Raw genomic sequence first — 2,719 nt, 5'->3', positions numbered from 1 at the left:
TGTGCAAGGTGAAAACACCATTGCACGGCGGCAAAAAGCCAAGCTAATTTCAATAGATTTGGATATTTTCAATAGTTCTCCGAAGTTTTCAGTAATTAAATAAATGAAGATAATTAAAGTAATATGCTGATTATCAATATTTTACAATAAAAAAAACGCTCGATTTTTTCTGTTAAGAAAAGAATCGAGCGTTTTTTAATGTATTTTGTAAAATCTATCGTAGTAAAGTTATTTCACCAGAAAAAACTGTTTCTAAATCTTGAACTTGTATTTTGTAAATATAAACATCAGTAGGACATTTTTTGTCTTTAAACATTCCATTCCATTTATGGTCTTTTGGATTGTCATAGACTATTTCGCCCCATCTGTTAAATACTAAAAATGTAGTATAAACTAAATTAGAAGTAACTTTTTCATCTTTAACAGGAGTAAAGATTTTATTTACTTCAATATCACCGTCTGGAGTAAATACTGCTGGGATTTTGAATTGTCCTAGAACACTAGCCGTTGTAGTAGCTGAACAACCATTCGCATCTTTTACCGTAAAAGTATAAACTTGAGGCTCAGTAATTCCAGTAGGTTTTATAAGATAAGCATTTCCAACTTTAGTTACGTTTGCAGTAGGTGTCCAAGTAATCACTGGATTTACGATATTACTTATATTTAATGTAAAAGAAGCTGTTTCTCCTATATTAACCGTAACATTTTTTGGCGTAACTGATAGTGTAGGTTCAGCGTCAGCACCAACTGTTATCGTTTTGTTCGCTACACAACCATCTTTATCTGTTACAGTAACAGCATAAGTACCTTTTTTGAGGTTACTTATTGTCGCTGTTTTTAGTCCCGAAGCCCAATTGTAAATAGTACCAGCTTCTGATGGAGAAGTTATTGTAATAGCTCCGTTTGAAGCGTCATTACAAGCTGCTGACGTTATATTTTCTTTAATATCTAATCTTGGATCTTCAATTACCACTGGAAATACTTGGCTACAAGCACTTTTGGTAGTTGTTATCGTAACAGTATAAGTACCAGCCTTTACACCTGTAATTTTAGTGCCATTTCCTTTTGGATCGCTCCATACGTAAGTATATTCAGCACCTGTTGGAGAAGTTATTTCATAACTACCATCTGTTTTCCCTGCACATGACGGACTCTTTTGAGTTCCTGCTGCTGCTGGAATATTATCTTCTACAATTATAACTGTTGTTGTAATATCACAACCATTTTTATCTTTTCCAGTTTTGCCCAACGGATAAGATCCTTTTTTGGTATAAGTAACGTCTTTTATCTTTATACTACCTCCGTTACTGCAAATAGAGCCTAAAAGTTCTTCTTTACTCTCAGGTAAAACAGTCAAATCTAAAGTAACTGTACTATCACAACCTTTTTTATTTGGAAAAATAATAGTTTGTTTGGTTGTTACTTTGTACTCAATACCATTAATTAATTCATTTTGCCCAAAACATATAGTCTTTGTAATTGAGCTTTTTGTCTTTTCGTTTACTGTCAAATTCAATTTTATAAGAGTGTCACAACCATTACCGTTGTTTGGCAAAGTAATTTCGGTTGTGGTCGAAGTTGTATAAGTAGTATTTCCAATTTTTATGCTTTGCCCTTGGCAAATAGTTTTTACAGTATTAATTTCTACTTTGTTACTTGTTTTTAAAATAAGCGTTATGGTACTATCGCAACCAATTTTATTTTTAGCAACTATTGGATAAGTACCAGGCTTATCAAAAGTCTGATTTGCAATCGTATAGCTTGTTCCGTCACAAATACTAGCATTTACAGTTGATTTTAGGACTGGTAAAACGGTCAAATCGACAGTATAAGTGCTGTCGCAGCCATTTTTTGCTTTGTATTTTTCATCGTACTTACCTGATTTATCGTATGCTGGATTTCCATTAGAAACGTATGTCTGACCGTTACAAATTGTTTTTTGTAAGGTAGAGCCAATTTTAGATAAAACAGTCAAAGTCAAACTAATGGTACTATCACAACTCAAGCCATTTGTTTTTACAGAAGTTGTATAAACACCTGATTTGTCATAAGTATTTGTACCAATCGTTATTTTTTCGCCAAAGCAAATTGTTTTGCTAACCGCAGCAATTTTTGCAGGTAAAACAGTCAAGTTGAGCGTAATCGTACTATCGCAACCATTTTTTGTTTTTACAGCCGAAGTAAATGTTCCGCTTTTATCATATTTATTAGCACCAATTATGTAGCTATCTCCATTACAAATAGAGGTAGTAACAGTGCTATTGGCAGCAGGTAAAACAGTCAAATTAACCGTAACCGTACTGTCGCAACCTGTACTTCCTGTTATAGTATTGGTATAAATACCCGTTGTATTGTAAGAGATTGTACCGATTTTTACACTTTCTCCGTTACAGATAGTTTTAGAAAAAGAAGAACCACTGCTTACTTTCCACAAAAAAGCGCAGTATGTTTGGTATGTTTTTCCTAAACAATCTGGGTCACCACCATTGGTAATAATCTGACGGCAAAAACGGTATGTCTTACCAGCAGTTACTTTGAAGACTGATGATTTTTTATTTACATCCAAACAAATCGGATTGACTGGTGTAGCGCAAATACCTTCTTCGTAGGCAACATTTTTTGTAGATAAAACCTCACAAGCAGGGTCTTTTCCTACCACATTATCAAATGCAATAAGTGTATCGCTAGAAAGTGCAGTATATTTAGAGCAAAACTCAAC

1 protein-coding gene is annotated in these 2,719 nt (G+C 33.7%); it reads right to left on the bottom strand.

The annotated features are described in order from the left end of the window. Positions 1-214: 214 nt before the first annotated feature. On the bottom strand, positions 215-2,719 hold a 2,505-nt coding region (locus ACH2CG_RS01390), incomplete at its 5' end, for a T9SS type B sorting domain-containing protein (protein ID WP_395061450.1).

It is taken from the genome of Flavobacterium sp. (assembly GCF_043778725.1).
GTDB lineage: Bacteria > Bacteroidota > Bacteroidia > Flavobacteriales > Flavobacteriaceae > Flavobacterium.
The sequence above is the reverse complement of the archived record's forward strand: the minus strand, read 5'-3'. Positions and strand labels throughout refer to the sequence as shown.